Here is a 20,016-nt window from a genome sequence, read left to right as displayed (position 1 = left end):
ATCAGAGATTTGACACAATTTTATTAATTGCGGCTTCCTCTTAACAAGACGATATAAACATTATGGTTATCATTTTTTAGTCCATGATTGATGATTATTGTTTTAATAAACAACGGATTAAATAAGTAAATCAGCCAAACTACTCTAAGAATTCCACGTTGAATTGTGTAGCTTAGTCAGTGAGTTGTTCTATCTGACAGATTCGCCGTTTTGTTATTCAACAGATTGCGAATTTGCTGCTAACCAACACAACACCAGGATGGTGATTTTATGGCTGGATTTGCTTATCGACTCAGGCGTATCGTCAGTTGGCCTATGATATATATCATAGGCTTACAACCTTTACACCCGGCTATTGCTGCTGGTATTGAATCAGCACAGTCCCAAACTAAAGTCCAAATTCACAATCAGATTCCAGTGGTTAATATTGCTAGGCCAAATGCCTCCGGCGTCTCTCATAATCGCTACAGTGACTTTAATGTCCCCCCAGCAGGGGCGGTGTTAAATAATTCTAAAACGGCTGGATATTCAGCATGGGTAGGTTATTTAGATGCTAATCCACATTTAGCTGGTAATAGCGCTCAGTTGATTATTAATGAGGTCACCAGCCGTCAGCCTTCATCACTGGAAGGTATGTTGGAACTATTTGGTCAAAATGCCAATGTGATTATCGCCAATCCCAATGGCCTATATTGTAATGGCTGCCGGTTTATCGATATGAACGCTATTACCTTAACCACGGGAATACCGGTATTGAATCGGTTAGGCGGTTTGGATCGGTTAGATGTGGTGGGTGGGGCGATTACGGTGGGTGAGAAAGGGCTAAATACCCTTTACCAGAAAGATGCTGCCATCATCAGCCGTACCCTGGATCTTCAAGGTGAAATTTATGCAAACCAACTGGATATTCTGTTGGGTGCTAATCAGATTGATTATCAAAGTGGCCATATTAAATCTTTATTTGGGGTGGAAACTTCTCATGAATTAGCAATAGACACCCGTGCATTAGGTGGGATGTATGCTGATCGCATCCGCTTGGTATCAACAGAAAAAGGCAAGAGTGGCAATCTTAATAATATTTTTGGCTCCAAAGGCGATGTTACGCTTGATGTTGCAGGAAATATAACAGCAGGCTCAATTCTGGCAAAAAAAGATCTCAATATTGTTGGTAAAAATACCACTATTACCACGGGTGGGGAATTAATTAGCGGACGCGACATTACATTGGTCAATACCGAATTAAATAATTACGGTAAGGTTAAGGCGGTAGGCGACGTGCGTATTTTTAGCGATAAGGTACGTAATGTTGGCTCATCGGCTGAATTACACGCTCACCAGCGGATGTGGATCCAAAAAGATGCTGAGGGTAATAAAAATAAGTTAGTTGAGAATAAATCTGGTCATATTAAAACCAATTTAGACGATTTAATTATTCGCACCGATAAACTGGATAATTCCCGTCAGGTATTTAGTGCGGGATGGCAGGAGTTAACACCAGACTCCCGTGAAGCGAGTTTTTTGGAACCGGGCAAAACTGACCGTACAATAATGCAACTCCCCGTAGATAGCCATTCTAATGAAATGTTTAATAAGTGGTTTGGTACCATGAACATTGAAAGTCTCTCGACAGAGAATATGAGCTATATTTTTACGGCTAATTCAGCCAGAAGCCATTATAAAGTATCAGCTATATCTACTCCTGCCGATATTGACTCCGGAAAAAATATTTATCTCAATGCAACTTTACTCAATAATAACCTTAGCAATATTGAAGCTAAAAAAGATACTTTTTTAACTGGAGATAATTTTCTTAACACTAGTATTATATTTGGTACTAAAAACATATTTAGTCGTTTAAATGTTGAAATTGATGGGGGGGGTGAGAATTATTGGGCAAATACAACAAAAATTGCTGACCAATCTCAGTGGGAGAGTGTTTCACAAAACCAAGGTATAATAAAGTCTGCTGGCAATCTGGTTGTTGATTTTAAAAATAATATAAATTTACACCATCAATCGCCTACTGAGAGTCTCTCTTTTGATGAGGTTATTATTGGACGTGAAAAGCAGTCAGTATTACAAGCGAATAATATTGTACTTCATGCTAAAAATATTATTAGTAATAGTGCAGTACATGCCCAAGAGGACTTGGTCGCGATTGCTGATAATTCGATGATTTTATCTCGTGCTGATATTACAGCAAATAATATCGCGGTAACAGCACTTAATGATATAGATGTGGCCTACAGTGAAATCTCCGGACAAGACATTACTTTAATTAGCCGTCAAGGTAATGTGAAATTCAACTCGCCAGCATTACGTTATTTTCAACAAAATGGGTTGAGAACTACTAACCAATTAAAGGCCACTGGGGATCTAACCATTATTGCGGGTCTGAATATTCATCTTCTCGATACTTTGCTACACCCCAGTAAAAATATCACCATGACGGCCAGTAATAATATTACATTGGCAAATACGGCTACACCGTTACTACATCAAAGAATCAGTTCTATTCTCTCTTTACCACAAAAACAGGCGCTGTTTGATCAAGCATTGCCATTGTCTGGACGCTTGAATGCCCACGAAAGTATTACCCTGACAGCAGGTGAAAATCTTTTCCTACAAGGGGTTGGGCTAACAGCAGGGCAAGATATTAATTTACATGCGGCACATGATATTGAATTGATAAATCGAGTATTAGTACCGGAGCTGGACCCGTTCTTCCCCGCTTCACGTACCCCAGAATTAAGCACTCAGATAAATGCCAAAGGTAATCTCTTAATCAATGCTGGCCGCGATATTTTGAGCCAAGCCAGCAATATTAGCGCTGATAATAATAGTCACTTATTGGCTGGTCGAAATATCCAACTAGCTGCATTGGCCTATTCGGGTCTTGATCACCCGGCTGGAGGCCAGCGTCAGGATCGCCATGTGGTGACTCGAGTCCAGACGGATAACACACTTAATATGGTTGCAGGTCATCAATTACTGAGCTGGGGGGCTGAAATTTCTTCTGGTGGCGATATGACACTGGCCTCCGGAAATAATATGCGCTTTGAGTCGCTATTGAATGAACAGCATCAGGGCGGTGGTGATAATTTCAGTTTTAATAAGCTGCAACAACCGACTCAACTTAATAGCGGCGGTATTCTGACGCTAATTTCCAATGGCAGTATTTTATTTCAAGCAACTCAATTAGCCGCTAAAACGGTCATGGATGTGGCGGCGGAAGGTGGCTATTTGTTCGCCCAGGCGATGGAAGAAACCAGCCATGCCGAACAGCGTTGGAGTAGCCGCAAATGGTGGGGGCGGAAAAAATCACACCATAATGTTCAGCATTCGGCCACCAATAAGGTGACAGAATTTACCGCTGGCGGCGATATCAGCCTGCTAAGTCGTGATGACAGCACTTATCAGGCCAGCAAAATCGCAGCAGGCCAGCATGCCAAACTGACCAGTACTCACGGTAAAGTGATTTTTGAAGCGGTCAAAAATACGACATTTGAGCAAAAGACAACTTTATCGAAAGGTTTTTATATTAAGCAGAGTGATAAGGGATATCAGGAAGAAACATGGGTTTTGCCCAGCATTCATGCCGGTGGTGAATTAACCGTTGATGCAGCTCAAGGTATCAGTGCCGATATAAAAATCCAAAATGGCCAGTCATTGCGCAATGCTGTGACTGCACTTAGTAATGCCCCCGGCAACCAATGGCTGAAAGATTTGAATCTGCGCGATGATGTGCAGTGGCACAAAGTAATGGATGCCTACCACAGTTGGGATCACCGCAGTCAGCAACTGAACCCGGTGGTGGCGGTGGTCATTGCCATTGCAGTCGCGGCGGCAACGGCGGGGTCGGGGCTAGTCGTTGCGGCAAATGCGGCAGTAGGCGGAGGGATTAGCGGAGGTGCGGTGACAGCCGGGATGTCTTCTTTAGCATCGCAGGCGGCAGTATCACTGGCAAATAATCAGGGAAATATATCTAAAACTCTTAAAGATTTAGGCAGCAAATCATCGGTGAAATCACTGGCGACCTCAATGGCGGTTGGTGGAGCATTATCTGGATTTGATGCAGCCATCGGTTTTGATAGCACAGCCAACAGTGCCCACGCGACGAAATTACCCCGCCTAAGTAATGGCGACTGGAGCAAAACGGCACAGCGGGTCGCCGGTCAATCTATTATCAGTTCCAGCCTGAATACCGGCATTAATGGTGGTAGCTTTAAAGATAATCTGACCACGGCGTTATTCTCTAATATGGGCGCTCAGTTACATGCCGAAGGAGCGCATTTAATTGGCAACCATGGCACGGTCTTGGGCGCACCGGGCAAAGCACTGAGCCATGCCTTGGTGGCTGGCGTGGCGGCTGAAATTGGCGGGGGTAACGCAAAAGGTGCCGCTGCCGGTGCATTGGCGGCAGAACTGGCCGGTACCGTGATGGGCGAGAACTTTATTGGCCCCCAGCACTGGCAAGCAAAATCTGAGCGTCAGGCCCAACTTGCCCGGTTCTTCGGTGGGGTCGCTGGGGCGATCTTCACCGGTAAAGCACAAGGGGCTTACAGCGGTGCCAATGCAGCCGAAGTGACGTTTCGTTATAACTATCTCAGCCACCATCAGCAAAGGTTGATGAGAGCAGAAATCAAAGCTGCCAACACATTGGCAGAAAAAGGCCAAGTTTTTATTCATTGGGGGATAATCAGCGCTAAACAAGACGGTGCCTTTGCGGCAGGAATGATAGCCGGTGTACCGGAAGGGCTATATAGCAGCACCGCAGAGTTAGTGGGGATGCTGAAAGAGCCTAAACAAACCTTTATGGCACTGCGAGAGTTGGTTCGTAGCGATGATGTTCTGGGAACTGTGGCGCAAAGTGTCAAACAAGACTGGCTGGCACGGATTGACCGCATGGAAACCCATTACCAGCAAGGCAGTATGAGTGGTGCCTATGATTCAGGAAAAGAAGCGGGTAAGCTACTGGTTGAATATGGTGGCTACGCCACCGCCGTTGGCGGTATTGCTGTGGGCAGCACGCGCATTGCCAGCAGGCAGGTAGTGAAGTTTAGAGCGACAGTACCGCGAATTTCTGTTATCAATCAGCCATTGGGATTAGGCTCGACAGGCAGAAATGTACCTACGAATCTAATAGAGCAATTAGCACTTAAGCAAGCGATATCTAATCCAACAGTGGGGAGACAATTATCAATTCCTCTGATGGATAAACGCTGGCCAACCTCTGGAGGATGGGTCAAAATGTCCCAAAATATCAATGGAATTGAAATCCATTATGTGAGGAATATAAAAACTGGGGCTATTGATGATTTTAAGTTTAAGTGAGGAATTTTATGCTCATTAAATGTATTTCTAACTCAGCGCATGTTTTACCCTTATCACTTCGTTGTATGGGTGAAACTGATTATACTGATTTTACTTTCCTTAAAGTTGATAATGAATACTTAGTCTATGGGCTAATGTTTTTTCCATGTCGTGTAGATTACTTAATTTCTCCTGAGAGCAACAATCCAGTATGGGTTCCAGGTGATTTTTTTGAAATTTTAGATAATTCATTACATTCTAGCTGGTCTATTTGTATTACTCATTTAGATGAGAGTTATAAACTCTTGCATGAAAATTTTAATATTCAAGTATTGATTGGTTATCTTGAGTTAGTTACATCAATATCTCATTATACTGGTATTATTGAAAGAGAGCCTGATGACTTGAGGAAATTCTTTGAAGAAAAAATAAAATTGATGAATGGCAGTTAACACACTAAATAACAGTGTTTATTACCTGGGAAAGGTTAAGTGGTTTTCAATATTTTTCTAATCAAAAAATCCCGGTTCACAACTCTGGGATTTTAAATCAGATAGTCAGGCTGTAAACCTTATTAGGATTACTAATGAGTAAGATCTTGTTTGAACTATCTGATACTAACTCTAATGTTGATAGTGTAATTAAAACTTATTTTAACATTATGTATAGTGATGAATACTTTTTAGATGCAATCTATCATATTGTCCATAAAGCTGGTTTTGGTACTGATGGTACCTATTGTAATTTCCCTGATATGAATAGTTACTATGAAGAAGAGCATTTTGAAGGGGTTGAATTCGCTTGTGGATATCCACCGGAAGAAGACGATACTATCATTGTTAGTGAAAAAATTTGTTTAAGTTATGTCAGATTAGCCTGTGAAAAATATCTGCAACTTCATCCTGAGGATAGCGCTAAAGTTAGCACTCTACTTGCCCAACTGCTTTAACCTAAAATCCCGGCTAAAAACCGGGATTTCAAGTTGGATATCGCCCCTACCACATCACACTTCTGGCATATTACGGCCATAGTAGATTTCCTGCATTTCTTTATATAACAGGCGGGTAATTCGCTCTCTTTCTTCCGGGCTTAGCTCTTCTGGCTTGGCATTAAACAGATAGTGCTTCAAATCAAAATCTTTCAGCATCATCTTGGTGTGGAAGATATTTTCTTGATAAACATTCACATCCATCATGTGATAAAGCGACTTCATATCGTCAGACATAAAGTTCTGAATCGAGTTGATCTTGTGATCGATAAAATGTTTAACACCATTGATATCACGGGTGAAACCGCGCACGCGGTAATCCATGGTGACGATATCGGATTCCAACTGATGGATAAGATAATTCAGTGCTTTCAGTGGTGAAATAACACCACAGGTAGAAACTTCAATATCAGCACGGAAAGTACATAACCCTTCCTCTGGGTGGCTTTCCGGGTAGGTATGGACGCAGATATGGCTCTTGTCCAGATGAGCAACCACCGCATTGGGCAATGGGCCTGGGTGCTCGGAGGTATCAACATCGCGCGGATCAACCGGCTCTTCACTGACCAGAATGGTGACACTGGCACCCTGAGGGTCGTAATCCTGACGGGCGATATTCAAAATATTAGCGCCAATGATCGAGCAGGTTTCGCTCAAGATCTCGGTCAGGCGGTTGGCATTATACTGTTCGTCAATGTAGGCGATATAGCCATCGCGGTCGTCTGCAGTCTTGGCATAACAAATATCGTAAATACAAAAACTCAGGCTTTTGGTCAAGTTGTTGAAGCCGTGTAGTTTAAGCTTGGACAATTTAGTTCACCTCCTTACTCAGCGGGTTGGCGTTAAGGCATCCAGTAGATACTGCGGCAAAGCGAAGCTGCCGACATGAATGGCTGGGTTATAGTAGCGGCAGGTCAGGCCTGCTTCAGCAAAACGTTGTTGCAGCGTAGTGATATCCAATTGACGCAACTGTGGGTTTTGTGTCGCCCAGGCGAAAGTCATGATACCACCGTAATATGTCGGAATTGCTGCCTGATAAAAACTGACATCCTTGAAATAGTGACTAAGCTTGTTATGGCTATCGACTGCTTCATCTTGCTGCAAGAAACATACTCCGTTTTGTGCCACAAAAATGCCGCCTTCGTTTAGGCTGCGGGCACATCCCTCGTAGAAAGCAGAGGTGAACAAGCTTTCTCCCGGGCCAATAGGGTCGGTACAGTCAGAGATGATGACATCAAATTTTTCAGTAGTTTGGTTAACGAAGTCGACGCCATCGGCGATCACTAACTTGAAGCGGGGATCGTCATAGGCTCCGGCGCTATGATTGGGTAAATATTGGCGGCAGAACTCGACCACACCGGCATCAATTTCTACCATAGTTATCTGCTCAATATTTTTATGGCGGCTAACCTCGCGGAGCATCGCGCCATCACCGCCGCCAATAATAAGTACTTTCTTCGCCTGACCATGAGCCAGCAAAGGGACGTGCGTCATCATTTCGTGATAGATAAATTCATCACGTTCAGTTGTTTGCACCACGCCGTCCAGAGCCATTACTCGACCCAGCACTGGGTTCTCAAAAATCACCAGATCCTGATGCTCGGTTTTTTCGCGGTACAGTATATTTTCTACTGAAAAATACTGGCCGAAGTTGGCATGCAATGTTTCATACCATAGTTCTTTCTGTGACATGTTCGGGGCTTCTCCTTCGCACTAACAGCCATGAAAAATGGGGGCAACATAATAGCCAACTCTGCCAGAGGTTGCACGGCAGAATTTCAGGCTGAAAGGGTAAGTGTGGGATCGCTAGTTAGCGTAAGCCAATAAACTTAAAGAGTCACGGGCTAGAGACTTACATTTGGTAGGAACGGGGATCGCAATACCACGCAGATCGCGATAGCTCTCTTCACCCAAGGCTTTCATATTAAAGCTATTGTAGTTACGCAGATCCCAGCGATTTTGCTGAGCAAAATAGACAATTGCCCGCTTAATTTCATTATTGGGTAATTCGTTATAACCACAGTCATTTTTCAGATAGACAAATACCGCAGTCAGATCGGCAAGATCTTCTGCTTCAGATTCACTTAATGCAGAACTGGCAGACGAGAATCCGCACAGAGTAAGCAGCAGCATAACTAACGTTGTTCTTTTCATAGCGGAAACAGGCTTGTTCATTGTAAACAGACGTTATCACACTGTGATGCGACAAAGTAAATTTTATTATCCCCTCGGGATATGGATTGATTCACAGCGTGATTGATTGCACCTTGACCTTCCCGTTAGGGGAGGGTTTATGCTGGCGCACAATGCTGTTTTTGTGCCATGTCGGCATTTACTGACCATCAAGAATGGAGACGACCATGCATCGCCGTGATTTTATCAAGTTAACGGCAGCTCTTGGAGCCGCCACTTCACTGCCTTTATGGAGCCGTGCGGCCTTCGCTGCAGACTTTTCACCTTTACCTATCCCGCCATTACTTCAGCCGGATGCTAGCGGCAACATTAATCTGAATATCCAAACCGGCACCATGGCTTGGCTGCCTACCGCCGCGACGCAAACCTGGGGTTATAACGGCAACTTGCTGGGGCCAGCAATTCGTTTACAACGTGGTAAGCCGGTAACTATCAATGTGACTAACTCTTTGCCAGAGGCGACTACCGTGCATTGGCATGGGTTGGAGATCCCCGGTGAAGTCGACGGTGGGCCGCAAGGTTTGATTCAACCCGGTGCCAAACGTCAGGTTGAGTTTACGGTCGAGCAGCCCGCCGCGACCTGCTGGTTCCACCCACATACTCACGGTAAAACCGGTCATCAGGTCGCTATGGGGTTGGGGGGGCTGGTATTGATTGATGATAGTGATAGCGAGAAATTACCGCTGCCGAAGCAGTGGGGAGTCGATGATATTCCGGTCATTCTGCAAGATAAACTGTTGGGTAAAGATGGCCAAATTGATTATCAACTGGATGTGATGACCGCTGCGGTCGGCTGGTTTGGCGATCGGATGTTCACCAATGGCGCGCGTTACCCACAGCAAATTACCCCGCGCGGCTGGGTACGTCTGCGGCTACTTAATGGCTGCAATGCGCGTTCGTTGAATTTGGCACTCAGTGATGGTCGCCCAATGTATGTTATTGGTAGCGACGGAGGGCTATTGGCGGAGCCGGTGGCGGTGCGCGAATTACCTATATTGATGGGGGAACGTTTTGAGGTGCTGGTGGATACCTCCGACGGCAAAGCGCTCGATTTGGTCACTTTACCCGTGAAACAAATGGGGATGACATTAGCGCCATTTGATAAGCCGCTACCGGTATTGCGCATCCAGCCATCACTGGCGGCAGGCAGCAAAATTTTGCCAGACTCTTTGGTGGTGGTACCGGCGTTGGCAGATGCCACAGGCCTGCAAGAGCGCTGGTTCCAACTGATGATGGACCCGAAATTAGACATGCTGGGAATGCAAGCGCTGATGAGCCGCTATGGTATGCAAGCTATGGCGGGCATGAGTATGGATCACGCTGCGATGCCGGGCATGGACAGTGGTCATATGGCTGGAATGGCGGATGGCCATATGAAAGGCATGGCGAGTGGCGCGATGAAAGCCGCACCGGCATTTGATTTTAGCCACGCCAATACTATCAATGGTAAAGCTTTCTCCATGACTGAACCGGCATTTGATGCAAAACTTGGCAAGTACGAGAAGTGGACCATTTCGGGTGAAGGCGACATGATGCTGCATCCATTCCATGTCCATGGTACGCAGTTCCGGATTTTGACCGAAAACGGCAAGCCGCCGGCAGAGCATCGCCGTGGCTGGAAAGATACCGTGCGGGTAGAAGGTGCGCGCAGCGAAATATTGGTGCGCTTTAATCATTTGGCTCCTACCAGTATGCCTTACATGGCCCACTGTCACCTGCTGGAGCATGAAGATACGGGCATGATGTTGGGCTTTACCGTCAGTGCCTGATATTGTCCTGGGTATTTGAAGTCGCAGAGCGGTTAGCTGCGGCTCCAACGACTTTGGGCAATAGTTGAATTTAGGTAATAGTTGAGTGGCGCGTGAGTCCGTCGCAACATGGCTTGGGCTATGGTAAACTCAGCGGCTTTCTTCCGGCAACCAACGTAAAAAAGCGACGTTAATACCTATGAAACACACTGTAGAAGTCATGATTTCCGAGCAGGAAGTCAAAACCCGAATTGCCGAATTAGGCCGCCAAATCTCCGAACATTACCGCGACAGTGGCAGTGAAATGGTGTTGGTCGGGTTGCTCCGTGGTTCATTTATGTTTATGGCTGACTTATGTCGCGCCATTGATGTTTCCCATGAAGTCGATTTTATGACGGCCTCCAGTTACGGCAATGGCATGAGTACCACCCGTGATGTCAAAATCCTAAAAGATCTGGATGAAGATATCCGTGGCAAAGATGTGCTGATCGTCGAAGATATAATCGATTCGGGTAATACATTAAGTAAAGTTCGTGAAATCCTGCAACTGCGCGGGCCGAAGTCATTGGCTATCTGCACCCTGTTGGATAAACCACAGCGCCGCGAAGTTCAGGTGCCGGTAGAGTGGGTCGGTTTCGCCATCCCTGACGAGTTTGTTGTGGGCTATGGCATCGATTATGCGCAGCGTTATAGACATTTACCTTATGTTGGTAAAGTTGTGATGTTGGATGAGTAATCGGGCTATCGGCTACTGCGCGCAGGCCGCACACAAATTGCTGCTGCTCGCTATGCCTTGAATATAAAGTATTATTGTGCGTTGGCACTTTAATGTTTTGATTTAGCGGTGATGTTAGATGGGAGAGGGCGCGTCTGAACGTACCCTCCCATAACCGCTAACTTAGTCTTCTTTAGGGTCTTTAGGCAATAACTCAGCCATTGCTTTTCGGTACACTTGTTCAAGTGCTTCCATGCTGGTAGCAGAGACTTCTAAATCCGTCAGCAGACCGTCTTCAATACCATAGACCCAGCCGTGAATCATGGCTTTCTGTCCGCGCTTCCAGGCGGAGCGGACAATAGTTGAATGACCCAAGTTATACACTTGTTCCACGACGTTGAGTTTACATAACATATCGCTGCGTTCTTCAACTGGTAGCCGACCTAGCAGTGAACTGTGTTTAAACCAAAGATCACGGATATGCAGGAGCCAGTTATCAATCAGCCCTAACTCGAGGTCTTTCTTGGTTGCCGCTTCAACGCCACCGCAGCCAAGGTGACCACAGATAATGATATGCTCGACCTGTAAAACATCGATGGCGTATTGAACCACTGACAGGCAGTTTAGATCAGTATGGATAACCAGATTGGCAACGTTACGGTGAACAAATAATTCACCGGCTTTCAGGCCAGTCAACTCTTCTGCCGGGACACGGCTATCTGAACAGCCAATCCACAGGAAGCGTGGTTTCTGGGCTAGCGCCAGGTGCTCAAAAAAACCGGGATCATCTTTACTGATAGCATTTGACCAAGTCCGGTTGTTCGCGATGAGCTTTTCTATTTCTTTCATAAATGTAAATAGCCTGTAATGAACGGATTGCGATAGGATAATATACGGCAAGGATGACGATTTTGAAATCGGAACAGTTGTTCCTTTGGTAGCGCAATGTTGTCTGCGTAACATCTTCTCGGTATCTACCCAGACTCCCTTCTGTCCTCATAACTTGCTCTGAAAAGGGTGGGGTAAGTGAGATATGGATATGCTGTAACCACTGGGAAACTCATAGAATAAGGTTGTTTTTTACTTATGACATATGCACTGGAAATAACGCAGCTGACCAAAACCTATGCCGGTGGCGTTCAGGCACTGCGTGGCATTGATCTGCACGTAGAGGCAGGCGATTTTTATGCTTTGCTCGGGCCTAATGGGGCGGGGAAATCCACCACCATTGGCATTATTAGCTCATTGGTGAATAAAACCTCTGGCAAGGTTAAGGTCTTTGGCTACGACATCGACCAAGATATCGTCAACGCCAAGCGCCAGCTCGGATTAGTGCCACAAGAATTTAACTTCAACCCGTTTGAGACGGTGTTGCAGATTGTGATTACCCAAGCGGGGTATTACGGTGTTACGCGGCGCGAAGCGATACAACGAGCAGAGAAATATCTCAGCCAGTTAGATTTGTGGAGCAAACGTAATGAGCGCGCCATTCGCCTATCCGGCGGGATGAAGCGCCGCTTAATGATAGCTCGCGCCCTGATGCATGAACCTAAATTGCTGATTCTAGATGAGCCAACGGCTGGGGTCGATATTGAACTACGCCGCTCGATGTGGGGCTTCCTGAAGGAGCTGAATGCGCAGGGAACGACGATTATTCTGACCACCCACTATCTGGAAGAGGCGGAAATGCTGTGCCGTAACATTGGCATTATCCAGAATGGTGAGTTGGTAGAAAATACCACTATGAAACAGCTGCTTGGCAAGCTTGAGTCAGAAACCTTTATTTTTGATCTGGGTATTAAAAGCCCGTTGCCGAAGCTGGAAGGATATAGCTATCGCCTGACGGATACCTCAACACTGGAAGTTGATGTAAAGCGCGAGCAGGGACTGAATGGTTTATTCAGTCAATTAAATGCTCAAGGAATTCAGGTACAAAGTATGCGCAACAAGGCTAACCGTCTGGAAGAGCTATTTGTCACCTTGGTTAATGGTAACGGGGGAGAAAAAGCATGACCCGCCTGTATTGGGTAGCATTACAGAGTATCTGGATCAAAGAAATTACGCGTTTTGCCCGTATCTGGATTCAAACTCTGGTACCGCCAGTGATTACCATGTCGCTCTATTTTGTCATTTTCGGCAACCTGATTGGGTCGCGAATTGGTGATATGGGCGGTTTTAATTATATGCAGTTTATTGTTCCCGGTCTGATTATGATGGCGGTGATCACGAACTCATATGCCAACGTTGCGGCGTCTTTCTTTGGGGCAAAGTTCCAGCGCAGCATTGAAGAACTGCTGGTGGCTCCAGTGCCTACCCACATCGTCATTATTGGTTATGTCGGTGGCGGTGTGGCGCGTGGGCTCTGTGTCGGTATTCTGGTCACCATCATTTCACTGTTCTTTGTGCCACTGCATGTGCACTCTTGGTCAATGGTGGCACTGACATTACTGCTGACGGCGATTCTGTTCTCCCTCGGTGGGTTACTGAATGCTGTTTTTGCCAAAACCTTTGATGATATCAGTCTGGTGCCTACTTTTGTGCTGACGCCATTGACCTATCTGGGCGGGGTGTTTTACTCGCTAGCCTTATTGCCACCGTTTTGGCAGGCAGTATCCAAGCTCAACCCTATCGTGTACATGATCAGTGGCTTCCGCTACGGTTTCCTTGGCATTACTGATGTGCCGCTGATATTCACCATTGGCGTATTAGTGGTATTTATCGCGGTATTTTATGCTTGGGCATGGTATTTGATTGATCGTGGGCGCGGTTTACGTACCTAGTTTTCTTCATAATTGGCGTTGCAGAGGGGCTTTGCTGCAACGTCAATAACCCGCGTTATTGATCCGGATAGTAAATTATTAGTTAGTTAATTGTTGTTAATACTGGAATTTAATCGTAATAAATAATGTCCTTGTCTAATATCATCTTTCTCAAGTCGCAGAGTCTCGTGCTATGCTGACACACCAGATTTTCTCCTTTTCAATTCAGCGCCGAACGCGCATAAGTAGAACGATAATGTGGCATAAAAACAGAATAGCTATTGGGATGCTACTCGGTGTTGTCATGTCGGTAATGATACCGGCGGCGCATGCAGACCTTCTGCCAGATGAAGCGGCACTTACCCCTCGATATATGGTTGTAGACCGCGATAGCGAAATATATTCATTAGTTGGCGATAAGGTCATTCCAGTCGGTGAGATTAAAGAAGATCAACTTCTTCAGGTTCTGCCTGCAGCGGCGGAATACTATGAATTTAAATTTGGTAATGGCACTGGTTTTATTGATAAAGACGATCTGCGGGATATCAAAAAAGAAAGAAAAAACAACGATATACTGGGTGATTTAAATAAACCTCGACCGAACCAAAATATCATTATCAAGCGCGAAACGCCGGTTTATTTGGCCGCAGATGTAGACAGCGAGCAATTCGCTACATTGGTTGATAATTTGCGCTACCCAATTGTTGGCAAATTGAAAGATCGGTTAAGTAATACTTGGTATCAAGTCAATATTGGCGATCGTTTAGGCTATATCAGCAGTGCTGACGCCGAAATAGATAATGGCATTCCTATCCTCACTTATCACCATATGTTGAGAAATGAGGAAAATAAACGTTTTCTGAACACGTCAACGACCACTTCAGATGTGGCGTTTAGCAACCAAATGACCTATCTCAAAGAGACGGGCTACGACACAATTTCTCTCTATCAGCTTGAAGGTTATCTCAATAATAAGATTAACCTACCTGCAAAAGTGGTGGTGCTGACATTCGATGATGGTCTTAAATCGGTCAATCGTTATGCGTATCCCATCCTGAAGGAAAAGGGCTTCCGGGCAACGGCATTTATTATTTCATCGCGCATTAAACGCCATCCGCAGAAATGGAATCCTGACTCATTACAGTTTATGAGTATCTCTGAGCTAAAAGAGATTCAGGATGTATTTGATATTCAGTCTCATACCCATTTTTTACACCGCACAGATAATAACCGTAACCCAATTTTATTGAGCCGCTCTTATCACAACATTGTTTTTGATTTTGAACATTCGCGCCGGGCTTTATCTCAGTTTAATCCGCATGTGATTTTTCTGTCCTATCCCTTTGGCGGCTTTAATCAAATCGCTATCGATGCAGCGAAAAATGCAGGTTTCCATTTAGCGGTGACGACGGTACGGGGCAAGGTTAAGCCGGGTGATAATCCATTTACCCTTAAGCGGCTTTATATTTTGCGCACTGATTCAATCCCGACCATGGCCGAGCGCATTGCTAATGAGCCAGGTCAGGTGCCCGCTCCTGCAGCACCCGCGGTAATGGAATCTGATTAGCTCAGCATGATTTTAGGATATGAAAAAGGCGCTTTAATTAAGCGCCTTTTTTATGGTGAAAATTTAACGATTACTGGTCATTAGGCAACCTGAACCGGCACCGCTTTTGCTTTGCGCTGCAACTGATTTTCACCTTCAAAATATGCCACTTTGGGGTGGTGCAGGCGGGCATCAGCATCAGACATCTGGACATAAGAGCAGATGATCAGTTTATCGCCGACGCAGGCACAACGCGCTGCGGCACCATTCACAGAGATAATCCGTGAACCGCGCTCGGCGGCAATCGCGTAAGTTGAAAAACGCTGACCATTATCAACGTTATAAATATCAATAGCTTCGTATTCCAGAATGCCAGCGGCTTCCAGAAAATCCTGGTCAATAGCGCAGGAACCTTCATAGTGCAAATCAGCTTGAGTGACTTTGACCCGATGCAGTTTGCCTTGCAACATAGTGCGTATCATAACTCTTACCTTTGACCCCAGTTATTGCCCAGAATAAGTCTGGCAACCCATCCCTTCACCGACTGATTTAGGGAGAAGCACCCAGTTTTGCTGATTTTATATCACTTGTCTATGACTGACTCTACTGTTGGTTATTCGCCCTAATCAGCTGCCTGCGTCGGGCCAGATAATCAGCTACGCAAATCAACCTGTTGGTTATCAATTAGGCGTGCTTTACCCAACCAGGCGGCCATGAGAATAACCGCTTGCTGACTTTCGACCGTCAATGGCAACAACGTTTGCGCATCGCGAATAAACAGCTCGTCCGGTGTAAAGCCAGCCTGACGTAATTGCTCAGCGCTGTCAGCCAGTAAATCATCAATCTGCCGTTCACCCGCAGTTAGCTTGTCAGCTAACGCCTGCATTATTTTATAGAGCTGCGGTGCAATTTTACGTTCTTCAGCCGTCAGATAACCATTACGGGAACTTAGCGCCAGGCCATCTTTTGCCCGCACAATGGGGACGCCAACAACATTGATGTCATAACCCATATCCGCCACCATTTTGCGGATTAATGCCAGTTGCTGATAATCTTTTTCACCAAAACAGGCGACATCCGGTTGAACCAGATTGAATAGCTTGCTGACGATAGTCGAGACACCACGGAAATGTCCGGGGCGGCTGGCGCCTTCCAAAATGGTAGACAGGGCAGGGACATCAACATAGGTCTGGGCTTCCAATCCTGCCGGGTAAACATCGACAGCTGCTGGAGCGAACACTAAGTCAACACCATGGCGGGTCAGTTTCTCGCAGTCTTCCTGCAAAGTACGCGGGTAGCGGGCTAAATCATCCGGGCGTTCAAATTGCAGTGGGTTGACAAAAATACTCACGACCACAACATCGGCACGCGTTTTGGCATCTTCGACCAGTGTCATATGCCCTTGGTGCAGGTTGCCCATAGTTGGCACCAGTGCGACTCGCTTGCCCTCTTGACGCCAACGACGGATTTGCTGGCGCAACAATGGCAAGGTTTCGATAATTAGCATCCTTTCCTCCGGTATACCCGTCATCTTTCAAGTTGTAGGTGTGGCGGCGGCACTCGTACACCCGAATCACTTACCGTTGTAAGCTCATTGGGGTTTTCTTGCTTGCCGCCTTCCTACATCTCGAAATCTATAGGGTGTAATAGCAATATTTAAGCAGTAAAATTTTACTGGAATGTATGTTCTTCAGCCGGATAGACGCCGCTCTCAACTTCTTGAATATAAAGCTGAATGGCGGCACGAATATCGCCAGCACTTTGTGCCAGGAAGTTTTTGCTGAATTTAGGCGTATGGCCGCCGGTAATCCCTAGCGCATCGTGCATCACCAGAATTTGCCCATCAGTAACATTGCCTGCGCCAATACCAATCACCGGAATAGTCAGTGCTTCGGTGACACGCTGGGCCAATTCTACCGGTACGCATTCCAGAACTAACAGTTGCGCCCCAGCATTTTCCAGCGCCAGAGCATCTTTCAACAGTTGGTTCGCCGCGACTTCTTCCCGGCCCTGCACTTTATAGCCGCCGAAAATATTGACCGATTGCGGTGTTAATCCCAAATGCCCACAGACGGGAACAGCGCGCTCTGCCAGCATGCGGACGGTGTCGCACAACCAACTGCCGCCTTCCAGCTTGACCATATTGGCCCCAGCCCGCATTAATTCTGCTGCGTTAGTGAAGGTTTGCTCTGGTGTGGCATAACTCATGAAGGGCATATCAGCCAATAACAGGCAATGAGGCGCACCACGACGCACTGCACGGGTATGGTAAGCCACATCCGCCGTGGTCACTGGTAAGGTCGAATCAAAGCCTTGTAATGTCATTCCGAGCGAATCACCCACCAGCAGAACCCCAATACCCTGCTCGGCAAATAACTGAGCAAAGCTGGCATCATAGGCAGTGAGTGTGGCGAACTTACGTTTCTCTTGTTTCCATTGACGTAAGTGGCTCATGGTGGTGGCTTTCATCACTCTTTCTCCTGAAGTCGTCAGTTTAATAAAGCCATTCTACTGTAACCTTAGTACAACGGCGAGTGGTGCTATTTTATGCATTTAATCATATAGATAGAGGATTAATCCTCGGTGGATAGTTAGGAATTCAGCATAGAATAAAGAATTAAAGAGAAAGGAGATATCAGGTGGGGAAGCAGGTTAGTGCTGGTAAACATCAGTTACCAGGGCACCAGACCGTTTTTATCTACCAGCTTGAGGCGCTCTGATAGTGATTCGCCATCAGGGAAAATCAGGTCAGGTGCAATATCAGCCAATGGATAGAGCATAAACTCACGCTCTTTTAGACCATAGTGCGGCACCGTCAGGCGATCGGTGTTTATCACCTGATCGCCATACAGCATAATATCCAGATCCAGTGTCCGTGGCCCCCAACGCTGCTCTTTTCTCACCCGGCCTTGGTTGCGTTCAATGGCTTGGGTGCAATCTAACAGCTGCTCTGGCGGAAGTGATGTATCCAACGCCACCACAGCATTGAGGAAATCTGGCTGATCTTGCGGGCCTAAGGGTTTGGTGCGGTAAAAAGGTGAACACGCCACTAACCGGGTGCGCGGCAGATGCTCCAGCGCTTCCAGTGCTGCTTTAACCTGTTGCAGTGGCATGGACTGATTACTGCCCAACGCGATATAGACCCGGATCATGATATAAATTATGCCCCTTCTTTACGTGGCGTTGTTGGTTTACGTGGGCGGCGAGGCCGAGAGCGACGCGGCGCCGGATCAGCTCCTAACGTATTCAACATATTCTTTTGCTGGAGTGGCGTCGCTTCTTGGAACTCTCCCCACCACTGCGCTAAGCGCTGCAATTCATGGTTATTTTCCACTTCAGCCCGCAGTGCTAACAAGTCATAGGCCGCGCGGAATTTTGGATGTTCCATCAGTTTATGCGCACGTTTGCCCTGACGACGTGACAAACGCAATTGCAGCAGCCAGATATCCCGCACCAGCGAAGTAATTCGCTTTGGAATGGCCAGTGAACGGCACTCTTCATCAAGCACATCATTCATTGCCAGTGCAAAAGCATCGTAATAAGCCAGGCCACTTTCTTGCGTCAGTTTCTGCGCATGTTCAATGAGCGGATACCAAAGCATAGCGGCAAATAAGAACGCCGGATTGACGCGCTTATCATTATGCAAACGATGGTCAGTATTTTTCAAAACCTGAACCAGAATGCGTTCCATTGGCGAATCGTGATGCTCGGTAAAATTACGGGCAATCAGCGGGAACAATGGCTGGAAAAGCTGATATTCGCACAGTTTTAAGTAAGTTTTATAGCCATAACCTGACTGCAAGAGTTTGAGCGACTCTTCAAACAGACGAGCCGGTGGGATCTCGTGCAGCAGTGATGCCAGACGCGGGATTGGCTCTGCGGTTTCCGGGCTGATGGTCATGTCCAATTTAGCGGCAAAACGCACCGCGCGCAGCATCCGCACCGGATCTTCACGGTAGCGGGTTTCAGGATCACCAATCAGGCGAATGATACCTTCTTTCAGATCACGCAAGCCGCCGGTGTAGTCACGCAGTGCAAAATCAGAAATACCGTAGTAGAGGCTGTTAATGGTGAAATCGCGGCGTTGGGCATCATCTTCAATGGTGCCGAAAATATTGTCGCGCAGCAGCATGCCATTTTGTGCCTGCTGGGAAGAATTTTTGTCGCTATCTTCTGCTGGTTGTTGTTCGTGGTGACCACGGAAAGTAGCAACTTCAATGATTTCCGGGCCAAACATCACATGAGCCAGACGAAAACGACGGCCTACCAGACGGCAGTTACGGAATAACTTTCGCACTTGTTCTGGCGTGGCGCTGGTGGTGATATCAAAATCTTTCGGCTTTTTACCCAGTAGCAGGTCACGGACACCGCCACCAACCAGATAGGCTTCATAACCTGATTTATTCAGGCGATAGAGAACCTTCAGCGCGTTATCGCTGATATCTCGACGGGAAATATTGTGCTGATCTCGTGGAATAATCGTCATCGGACTCTGTTCCGAAGCTGGCCCTGCCTGATTCTTACGGCCAGTATTTGTTCTGGCAGGCCTTCTCTCTTTGCGGGCCACGTTATCTTCACCGGGCACTTTATCTTTACGGGCACTACTATCACGGGCCGTCTCATCGCGGACAGCTTTACCATCGCGAGCGGATTTATCATCGCGAATCAGTACCTTACGGCAGAAATTGGCTACTCGGGTAAAAATGGTACACCTCGATAGTGGCAATATTTAACAGAACAACAGAAAAACAGCG

At 46.4% G+C, this 20,016-nt stretch carries 17 protein-coding genes; 8 read left to right on the top strand and 9 right to left on the bottom strand.

The features are described 5' to 3' along the window. The first annotated feature begins 270 nt into the window (after positions 1–270). The 3 genes from FTA96_RS20150 to cdiI all read left to right on the top strand — a co-directional run bounded on the left by FTA96_RS20150 (position 271) and on the right by cdiI (position 6,262). Complete coding sequence (locus FTA96_RS20150) at positions 271–5,334, top strand: DUF637 domain-containing protein (RefSeq protein ID WP_422646230.1); 5,064 nt, start codon at positions 271–273, stop codon at positions 5,332–5,334. A gap of 8 nt (positions 5,335–5,342) precedes the next feature. Then, positions 5,343–5,765 (top strand): hypothetical protein, encoded by a 423-nt coding sequence (locus tag FTA96_RS20145; protein WP_145574731.1) that lies wholly within the window; start codon positions 5,343–5,345, stop codon positions 5,763–5,765. 134 nt (positions 5,766–5,899) lie between these two features. Continuing rightward, positions 5,900–6,262: a ribonuclease toxin immunity protein CdiI gene (cdiI, locus tag FTA96_RS20140; RefSeq protein ID WP_145574728.1), complete on the top strand. Its 363-nt coding sequence runs from the start codon at positions 5,900–5,902 to the stop codon at positions 6,260–6,262. 54 nt (positions 6,263–6,316) lie between these two features. On the opposite strand, the gene speD is transcribed toward cdiI, so the two are convergent. The 3 genes from speD to FTA96_RS20125 form a co-directional block, all read right to left on the bottom strand. After that, on the bottom strand, positions 6,317–7,111 hold the full coding sequence (gene speD, locus FTA96_RS20135; RefSeq protein WP_050100434.1) for an adenosylmethionine decarboxylase: 795 nt from the start codon (positions 7,109–7,111) through the stop codon (positions 6,317–6,319). An 18-nt stretch (positions 7,112–7,129) separates the two neighbouring features. Beyond that, positions 7,130–7,993, bottom strand: coding sequence for a polyamine aminopropyltransferase (gene speE / locus FTA96_RS20130; protein WP_050121534.1), 864 nt, complete (start codon positions 7,991–7,993; stop codon positions 7,130–7,132). A 114-nt stretch (positions 7,994–8,107) separates the two neighbouring features. Next, positions 8,108–8,455 carry a YacC family pilotin-like protein gene (locus FTA96_RS20125; RefSeq protein WP_016266377.1) on the bottom strand — a complete coding sequence of 116 codons (348 nt, stop codon included), beginning with the start codon at positions 8,453–8,455 and terminating at the stop codon, positions 8,108–8,110. A 206-nt stretch (positions 8,456–8,661) separates the two neighbouring features. Between FTA96_RS20125 and cueO the strand changes: the two genes are divergently transcribed. Further along, complete coding sequence (gene cueO, locus FTA96_RS20120) at positions 8,662–10,263, top strand: multicopper oxidase CueO (RefSeq protein ID WP_145574725.1); 1,602 nt, start codon at positions 8,662–8,664, stop codon at positions 10,261–10,263. Positions 10,264–10,441: 178 nt separating this feature from the next. Next, positions 10,442–10,978 (top strand): hypoxanthine phosphoribosyltransferase, encoded by a 537-nt coding sequence (gene hpt / locus FTA96_RS20115; protein ID WP_032898325.1) that lies wholly within the window; start codon positions 10,442–10,444, stop codon positions 10,976–10,978. Between the two features lie 162 nt (positions 10,979–11,140). Here hpt and can read toward each other — a convergent pair whose 3' ends face one another. After that, a complete protein-coding gene (gene can, locus FTA96_RS20110) occupies positions 11,141–11,806 on the bottom strand; it encodes a carbonate dehydratase (protein WP_050106522.1) in 666 nt (221 codons plus the stop codon). A gap of 237 nt (positions 11,807–12,043) precedes the next feature. Here can and FTA96_RS20105 point away from each other — a divergent pair, with 237 nt between their 5' ends. The 3 genes from FTA96_RS20105 to FTA96_RS20095 all read left to right on the top strand — a co-directional run bounded on the left by FTA96_RS20105 (position 12,044) and on the right by FTA96_RS20095 (position 15,283). Continuing rightward, positions 12,044–12,970 (top strand): ABC transporter ATP-binding protein, encoded by a 927-nt coding sequence (locus FTA96_RS20105; RefSeq protein WP_050299528.1) that lies wholly within the window; start codon positions 12,044–12,046, stop codon positions 12,968–12,970. After that, entirely contained in the window at positions 12,967–13,737 is a 771-nt protein-coding gene (locus FTA96_RS20100) for an ABC transporter permease (RefSeq protein ID WP_050106520.1), read from the top strand. The genes FTA96_RS20105 and FTA96_RS20100 overlap by 4 nt, the downstream gene beginning before the upstream one ends. Before the next feature lie 235 nt (positions 13,738–13,972). Continuing rightward, positions 13,973–15,283 carry a polysaccharide deacetylase family protein gene (locus FTA96_RS20095; RefSeq protein ID WP_050121529.1) on the top strand — a complete coding sequence of 437 codons (1,311 nt, stop codon included), beginning with the start codon at positions 13,973–13,975 and terminating at the stop codon, positions 15,281–15,283. A gap of 80 nt (positions 15,284–15,363) precedes the next feature. On the opposite strand, the gene panD is transcribed toward FTA96_RS20095, so the two are convergent. The 5 genes from panD to pcnB all read right to left on the bottom strand — a co-directional run bounded on the left by panD (position 15,364) and on the right by pcnB (position 19,967). Further along, positions 15,364–15,744 (bottom strand): aspartate 1-decarboxylase, encoded by a 381-nt coding sequence (gene panD / locus FTA96_RS20090; RefSeq protein WP_005156780.1) that lies wholly within the window; start codon positions 15,742–15,744, stop codon positions 15,364–15,366. A gap of 170 nt (positions 15,745–15,914) precedes the next feature. Continuing rightward, positions 15,915–16,769: a pantoate--beta-alanine ligase gene (gene panC, locus FTA96_RS20085; protein ID WP_050150307.1), complete on the bottom strand. Its 855-nt coding sequence runs from the start codon at positions 16,767–16,769 to the stop codon at positions 15,915–15,917. Between the two features lie 164 nt (positions 16,770–16,933). Further along, positions 16,934–17,731, bottom strand: a complete 798-nt coding sequence (gene panB, locus FTA96_RS20080; protein ID WP_186372912.1) for a 3-methyl-2-oxobutanoate hydroxymethyltransferase — start codon at positions 17,729–17,731, stop codon at positions 16,934–16,936. A 203-nt stretch (positions 17,732–17,934) separates the two neighbouring features. Continuing rightward, positions 17,935–18,414, bottom strand: a complete 480-nt coding sequence (folK, locus tag FTA96_RS20075; protein ID WP_050106516.1) for a 2-amino-4-hydroxy-6-hydroxymethyldihydropteridine diphosphokinase — start codon at positions 18,412–18,414, stop codon at positions 17,935–17,937. Positions 18,415–18,422: 8 nt separating this feature from the next. Continuing rightward, positions 18,423–19,967 (bottom strand): polynucleotide adenylyltransferase PcnB, encoded by a 1,545-nt coding sequence (gene pcnB, locus FTA96_RS20070; protein ID WP_072077413.1) that lies wholly within the window; start codon positions 19,965–19,967, stop codon positions 18,423–18,425. Positions 19,968–20,016 lie beyond the last annotated feature (49 nt).

The sequence above is a fragment of the Yersinia alsatica genome (assembly GCF_902170305.1).
GTDB classification, from domain to species: domain Bacteria; phylum Pseudomonadota; class Gammaproteobacteria; order Enterobacterales; family Enterobacteriaceae; genus Yersinia; species Yersinia alsatica.
Note: the sequence above shows the minus strand (reverse complement) of the source record. Positions and strands in the feature narration are given on the sequence as shown.

What these genes read in the sequence shown, in the direction of transcription:
- FTA96_RS20150 (WP_422646230.1), top strand. Translation starts at nt 271, where the DNA reads ATGGCTGGATTTGCTTATCGACTCAGGCGTATCGTCAGTTGGCCTATG.
- FTA96_RS20145 (WP_145574731.1), top strand. Translation starts at nt 5,343, where the DNA reads ATGCTCATTAAATGTATTTCTAACTCAGCGCATGTTTTACCCTTATCA.
- cdiI (WP_145574728.1), top strand. Translation starts at nt 5,900, where the DNA reads ATGAGTAAGATCTTGTTTGAACTATCTGATACTAACTCTAATGTTGAT.
- speE (WP_050121534.1), bottom strand. Translation starts at nt 7,993, where the DNA reads ATGTCACAGAAAGAACTATGGTATGAAACATTGCATGCCAACTTCGGC.
- FTA96_RS20125 (WP_016266377.1), bottom strand. Translation starts at nt 8,455, where the DNA reads ATGAAAAGAACAACGTTAGTTATGCTGCTGCTTACTCTGTGCGGATTC.
- cueO (WP_145574725.1), top strand. Translation starts at nt 8,662, where the DNA reads ATGCATCGCCGTGATTTTATCAAGTTAACGGCAGCTCTTGGAGCCGCC.
- hpt (WP_032898325.1), top strand. Translation starts at nt 10,442, where the DNA reads ATGAAACACACTGTAGAAGTCATGATTTCCGAGCAGGAAGTCAAAACC.
- can (WP_050106522.1), bottom strand. Translation starts at nt 11,806, where the DNA reads ATGAAAGAAATAGAAAAGCTCATCGCGAACAACCGGACTTGGTCAAAT.
- FTA96_RS20105 (WP_050299528.1), top strand. Translation starts at nt 12,044, where the DNA reads ATGACATATGCACTGGAAATAACGCAGCTGACCAAAACCTATGCCGGT.
- FTA96_RS20100 (WP_050106520.1), top strand. Translation starts at nt 12,967, where the DNA reads ATGACCCGCCTGTATTGGGTAGCATTACAGAGTATCTGGATCAAAGAA.
- FTA96_RS20095 (WP_050121529.1), top strand. Translation starts at nt 13,973, where the DNA reads ATGTGGCATAAAAACAGAATAGCTATTGGGATGCTACTCGGTGTTGTC.
- panD (WP_005156780.1), bottom strand. Translation starts at nt 15,744, where the DNA reads ATGATACGCACTATGTTGCAAGGCAAACTGCATCGGGTCAAAGTCACT.
- panC (WP_050150307.1), bottom strand. Translation starts at nt 16,769, where the DNA reads ATGCTAATTATCGAAACCTTGCCATTGTTGCGCCAGCAAATCCGTCGT.
- panB (WP_186372912.1), bottom strand. Translation starts at nt 17,731, where the DNA reads ATGAAAGCCACCACCATGAGCCACTTACGTCAATGGAAACAAGAGAAA.
- folK (WP_050106516.1), bottom strand. Translation starts at nt 18,414, where the DNA reads ATGATCCGGGTCTATATCGCGTTGGGCAGTAATCAGTCCATGCCACTG.